This is a genomic window from Halomonas sp. 707D4, from assembly GCF_024158685.1.
In the GTDB taxonomy this organism is placed as follows: domain Bacteria; phylum Pseudomonadota; class Gammaproteobacteria; order Pseudomonadales; family Halomonadaceae; genus Vreelandella.
On record NZ_JAMZBD010000177.1, the window covers coordinates 1 to 6,004 of the forward strand.

The 6,004-nt window shown below is 66.0% G+C and carries 3 protein-coding genes and 1 pseudogene; all 4 read right to left on the reverse strand.

Annotation, left to right across the window (positions count from 1 at the left end; all coding sequences use genetic code 11):
- Positions 1-148, reverse strand: a pseudogene (locus tag BIS11_RS09180) (diaminobutyrate acetyltransferase); the annotation flags it as partial.
- 272 nt (positions 149-420) lie between these two features.
- Complete coding sequence (gorA, locus tag BIS11_RS09185) at positions 421-1,803, reverse strand: glutathione-disulfide reductase (protein ID WP_253422797.1); 1,383 nt, start codon at positions 1,801-1,803, stop codon at positions 421-423.
- 39 nt (positions 1,804-1,842) lie between these two features.
- Positions 1,843-2,463 carry a peptide-methionine (S)-S-oxide reductase MsrA gene (gene msrA, locus BIS11_RS09190; protein ID WP_253422812.1) on the reverse strand — a complete coding sequence of 207 codons (621 nt, stop codon included), beginning with the start codon at positions 2,461-2,463 and terminating at the stop codon, positions 1,843-1,845.
- A 9-nt stretch (positions 2,464-2,472) separates the two neighbouring features.
- The coding region (locus BIS11_RS09195; RefSeq protein ID WP_367399203.1) for a translocation/assembly module TamB domain-containing protein at positions 2,473-6,004 on the reverse strand (3,532 nt) is incomplete at its 5' end.

Genomic DNA, 6,004 nt, shown 5'->3' on the forward strand with positions numbered 1-6,004 from the left:
CCTTGACCAGTTCGTAGATTCCCCAGCCATCGTCGGCATTGGGTTTGCGGATGAACAGCGACGCCTGGTCGCTACCGACGACCGCATCGGCGACGGTAGGACGCGCAAGGTCGAACGAGGGGGTGAACGGGGTTTGGGGCATACTCATGGTTATGCTTCGCTGTAGCGAATTTGGTAGCCATTATAACAGTCGATTATTAGCATCTCAAATTCCCTATTATATTAATCTCAATTTTCTATAATTTTAGATTATATCGTGGTCGAAAAAGCTGTACCGCCGCGAGCAACTGCGCCGCATGGAAAAAAGTCTAGTCCAACTCCTTGGAAAGCGGGAATAAAAAAGGCGAGCTTGCGCTCGCCTGGAAATGAAATGGACACGATGACCGCGCGTAGCGGGTGTCACTCGGTCGAAAGCCGCGTTTAGCGTCGAGACGGAGACCGCATGGTGACGAGCTCCTCGGAGCCGGTCGGGTGAACGCCCAGGGTGCGGTCGAAATCCGCCTTGGTGAGCCCGGCGCGCACGGCGATGCCCACGTTCTGGATTATCTCGCCGGCCTCCTCGCCCACGATGTGCGCACCGACCACCACGTCGCTTTCATCGTCGACGATCAGCTTCATCAACATGCGCTCGTCGCTGCCGGAGAGCGTATGCTTCATCGGTCGAAAGTCTGTGCGATAGACGCGAATGCCCGAGCACCGCTCGCGAGCGGCCTCCTCGGTCAACCCGACGGTGCCGATGTTGGGCTGGCAGAAGACCGCCGTGGGCACGCGCTCGTAGTCCAGCGGCGCCGGCGTGGTATCACCGTAATGGTGCTCCACCAGTTGCATGGCCTCGGCCAGCGCCGCCGGGGTCAGTTCCGGCCCCTCGATCAGGTCGCCCAGCGCCAATACCGAGGATACGCTTGTCTCGAAGCGCTCGTTGACCGAGAGCTTGCCCTGGTCGTTGAGCCCGATGCCGAGGTTGTCCAGGCCCAGACCGTCGATGTGGGCCTTGCGCCCGGTGGCAACCAGCACCGTATCCACCGTGAGCGTCTCCCCGGTGGTCAGGGTGACGGCAAGACCCTCCTCGCCTTTGTCGATGCGTTCGATATTGGCCGAGAAGTGCAGGTTGACGCCCTTCTTGCGCATCTCGTCACGGGTGAACGCGCGCACCTCGTCATCGAAGCCGCGCAGAAAGAGTTCCTTGCGGTAGATCAGATGGGTGTCGCTGCCGAGCCCGTTGAAGATGCTGGCGAACTCGGCGGCGATGTAGCCGCCGCCCAGCACCAGAAAACGCTTAGGAAAACTCTCCAGGTCGAACACCTCGTTGGAGGTCACGGCGTGCTCGCTTCCTGGAAAGTCCGGCACGAAGGGCCAGCCGCCGGTGGCCAGCAGGATCTTCTCGGCGCTGACCGTGCTGTCGCCCTTGGCCGAGGCGAGCGCTACGGTGTGTTCGTCCACCACCGTGGCGCGGGCGTTGTAGAGCGTCACGCCGGCGTCTTCGAGCAGGCGCTGGTAGATGCCGTTGAGGCGCTTGATCTCGCTGACCTTGTTGTCCCTGAGCGTCGCCCAGTCGAAGCTCGCGGCCCCCGGCAGCTGCCAGCCGTAGCCCGCCGCATCGTCGAAATCGTCGCGAAAGTGAGCGGCGTAGGCGTAGAGCTTCTTCGGCACGCAGCCCACGTTGACGCAGGTACCGCCGAGGTAGCGGTCTTCCGCGATGGCCACGCGCACGCCGCGAGCTGCGGCCATGCGCGCCGCGCGCACGCCACCGGAGCCGGCACCGATGACCAGTAGATCGTAATCGAATTCAGCTTGCGCTGACATAAGGACTCCTTGCCGCTTGACTGTTTGATTCCATCCCGCCTAGCCGATCGGGCAGGTGACGCCGGTGCCCTTCAGCCCGCAGTAGCCGTTCGGGTTCTTGTCCAGGTACTGCTGGTGGTACCCCTCGGCGTAGTAGAACGCCTCGAGCGGGCGGATCTCGGTGGTGATGCGGCCGCGCCCTGCCGCGTCCAGCGCCGCCTGGAAAACCTTGGCACTCTCTTGCGCCTCATGCAGCTGGGCATCATCGGTAGTGTAGATCGCCGAACGATACTGGCTGCCGATGTCGTTGCCCTGCCGGTTGCCCTGGGTCGGGTCGTGCTGCTCCCAGAAGATCTGCAACAGCGTGGCAAGCGACACCTGGCTCGGGTCGTAGATCACGCGGACCACTTCGGTGTGGCCGGTACGCCCGGTGCAGGTCTCGTCATAGGTCGGGTTGGGCGTTTCGCCACCGGCGTAGCCCGCGGCGGTGACGAAAACTCCCGGGGTCTGCCAGAAGAGCCTCTCGACGCCCCAGAAGCAGCCCATGCCGAGCACGATCTCCTGCAGGCCTTCCGGGAACGGTGGCTTCAGCGGGTTGCCGTTGACGGCATGGCTTTCGCTGGTCGCGATCGGCGTATCACGGCCGGGCAGTGATGCCGATGTCTTCGAAAATAGTGTCATGGTGCCCTCTTACTGCCGTGGAAAGATGGTCGGCGAACCGGGCCGCGAGAAGGTGTAGATCAGATCCACCGCCTGGCTCGTGCCGGTCACCGCTTGAAGGTAGAGATTACGCCACAGCGTGTAGCGTAGGGTTAGTTCCGCGATCGGCGAGAAGATTCCCACGCCGTAGCTGATACGCAGGTCATCGGTCAGCTGGCCGCTCAGCGCGACTTGGCTATCGTCGCCGGCGCCGGTGGTATCGAGGGTCAAATCGTCGATGCCGAAGGCCTGGCCGATGGAGCCGACCGCACCGCCGGTGCGTCCCAGTGACATGCCGATCAGCGCAGTGGTCAGGGCGCTGTCGATCCCGCCGCCGGAGGCGTCCGGGGCGCGGCCGCGCAGCACGTAGGAGAGCGCGCTGGATTCGGGCATGGCAGGCTCCGAGAAGATCGCCACGTTCGGCTCCTCGGCGGTACCGGTGACACGCAGCCCTGCGATCACGTCGTCCTCGGTGATGTCCGGGTTGCGAATCGCCTCGAAGTCCAGCACCGGCAGTCCCGGCGGTCCGCTGAAGATCAGCTGGCCGCGGCGAATCAGCAGGTCCTGGCCGAAGGCCTGGAAGCGACCGTCGACCAGGTTCACCTCGCCGAACAGCTGCAGCACCCCGCTCTCCTGACGAACCTCGAGGCTGCCGGCAAGACCCGACTCCAGCCCGTAGGCGGCGAAGTGCATGTCGCTGCCGAGCGTCACGGTGATCAGCAGGTCCAGGTCGATGCCGCTCTGGGCGAGCTCTTCTGAAGTGCTCGGGCCTTCACCGCTGGCCGCGCGCAGCTGGGCCTGACGCTCGGCTTCGCGATCCTCGCGCTCGGTGATGATGATCTCGTCGCCGCTTGGCTTGATCGCCGAGGGCGGCAGCCGCCCTACCTCGAGCCGGGCCCAGGGAATGTCGACGTTGCCGCGGATCTGGAGCATGTCCGGGTTGATGCGGATGCGAATGTCCGGCGCGGCTTCCAGGCGGCCGAACTGAGGCAGCACCACCAGCAGCGGCTCCTGGACGGCGTTCAGGTCGATGCCCATGCGCCAGGGCTCGTCGGCGGGCCAGAAGGCATCGCCGGTGATGTTCAGGCGACCGCGCTCGGCGGCGAGGAAGCCGTTGATGTCGCCCCGCTCGCCGTTGAAGCGCAGTACCAGCTCGCCGTCGCTGACCAGCACGGGAATGTCGGGGCCTTGGGCGCGCACGCCGCGCAGCGCGAGCTGGCCCTGCAGATCCGGCTGGGCGGTGGTGCCGCCGATCTGGACGACACCGTTCAACTCGCCCTGCAGTTCGTCGAGCTGGGAGACCAGCGGACGATAGGGTGACAGCGACAGATCGCTCGCCCGCAGCTCGCCGCTGAGCGCTCCCCGCCCGATGGGATCGACGACGCTCAGATCGAGGGTCATCTGGCCGGCGTCCGAAAGCGACAGCACCACGTTGGCATTGGCCTGGGCCTGGTTGGCCTCGATCCGGGCGTTGAAGTCGATCACCGGCAGCCGAACCGGCTGGCCGTAGTCGTTGACCGCGGTGATGGCGAGCCGGCTTTCGAGTCCCAGGTCCGCCTGGAAGCGCGCTCCCCCCTGGCTCCAGGCCAGATTCAGGTCCGCGGTGGTGTCGCCGTCGAAGCTCCACTGCTCGGGCAGGAAGGGTTCGAGCATCTCCATCGGGACTTCGCGCAGGGTCAGTACCGCCCGCCCCTGCTCAGCCGAGGCTTCGATGGGCTGGGTGGAACAGACCAGGCCGCCCTGCACTCGCCGCAGGCAGAACGGCGACAGCCGCGCCTGGCCATTGGCGAGGTTGTAGCGCAGGTCGAGCGGTGCTTCCAGGCGAATGTCGCCGGCCTCGGCATCCACTTCCACGGGCGTGATTCGCGCCTGGTAGAACTGCCCCGGCTGGTCGAAGCGTCCGTCGAGGGCCAGCGCGGCACGGCTGAAGGCATTGCCATCGCTGCCCTGGGCGTCGAGCGTCAAACGGTGCTGTGAGAGCCGCCCCTGCAGGGCCAGGGCGACGCTTTCGAGACCCTGCCCGCCGGCGATCACCCGGCCAAGGCGCAGGTTCACGTCCAGGCGCGGGTCGTCGATGCCGGCGATGTCGGCATCGAGGGTCAGGCGCTCCACCAGGTTATCGGCAAAGCGCAGCCCTTGGCCTTGGAGCGTGGCGTCCAGGCGCGGCTGCTCGAGGCTGCCTCGCGCGGTGATGTCGCCGGTCAGCCGCCCGGCGAGCTCGGGGTGAAGGGTTGCCAGGTCCGTCAACGCGATGCTGGCATCCAGCGACAGCGCTGCCTGGCTCGCCTGGCCCTGGGCGGTCAGGCGATTCTGGCCCTGGGTGAAGCGCAGCTCGTCGATGTCCACTTCCAGGTCGGTGTTGGCGCGCAGCGCGGCGTTCAGGGTCAACGGATAGTCGCGCAGCTCACCCTCGATGGCGAGTGCCGGCACGTCGATCAGCCAGCGCTCGCCCTGCTGGAGCACGTCCAGGTCGATGTCGCCGTCGAGCGAGCCGTCGAGCCCCTCGACGAAGTGCGACGGGTCGACGTCATCCAGGCGCAGGCGCGCGTCCAGGGCGATGGCGTTGGCCCAGCTCACCCGTCCCTGGCTCGAAATCACGCTTTCGTCGAGGCGCACCACCAGCGACGACCAGTTGAAGAAGCTCGTGGTGCCGTCGCCTTCGAGGCTCAGCGAGGTGGCCGGCACCTGGGGCCCCTGAACGTCGACGTCAAGTGCCACGTCGAAGGCATCCAGATCGCCGTTGGCGCGCAGGTCCAACCCCTCGACGACGTAGGGCTCGGTGGCGTCATCGAGCACGACCAGCGGCCACTGCAGGCGCTCGCTTTGCAGCCGCGCCGTGAACGGCAGCGCCGGGTCGTAGATGTCGGTGCGTACCTCGAGCCGGGTGTTGACGATCCCTTCACCGTTCAGGGTGGCAGTGAATGCCTCGAGGTTCCCTTCGGCGCGCAGATCCACGTTGTCGAGCCCGGTGGGAGTGGCTTCGCTTTCCGGCGCGCTCAGCGGCCACTGCAAGCGCTGCCCTTGCAGGTGCAGGCGAAACGGCAGGCGCGGGTCGAGCACGTCCGCATCCATATCCAGGGTCGCGGCGACCACGCCGTCGGCTTCGATCGCGCCGCTCAGATCCTCGAGCGAGCCGGAGAGCGCAAGGCTCAGCGTCTCGCCGCTGAGCTCGGGAAAGCGCTCGGGAAGATAGAGGGTGGTGTCGAGGGTCACGTCCAGCGGGTAGCTATCGGCGAGGCGCACCTGCCCTGCAAGCGTTGCCTCGGCGTCCGGGGTCAGTACATAGAGCGAATCGAGGGTCAGGTCATGCTCGATGAAGGCACCGGCCAGCGCGAAGCGCTCGACGCGATAGTCGATGGCGCCGTAGAGCTCGAAGGCCTCGATGGTGAGCTCTTCGACGGTGAGATCCACCGGCAGCGTGATCTCGGGAAGCTGGACACGGTCTCGCTCGGCCAGCGGGATTCGCTCGGAAGTCTCTTCGACGACCGGCTCGCGGGCGGCAAGGGCCCCGTCGATGCCCGCG

Coding starts and splice junctions, on each gene's coding strand:
- gorA (WP_253422797.1), bottom strand. CDS start 1,803: ATGTCAGCGCAAGCTGAATTCGATTACGATCTACTGGTCATCGGTGCC.
- msrA (WP_253422812.1), bottom strand. CDS start 2,463: ATGACACTATTTTCGAAGACATCGGCATCACTGCCCGGCCGTGATACG.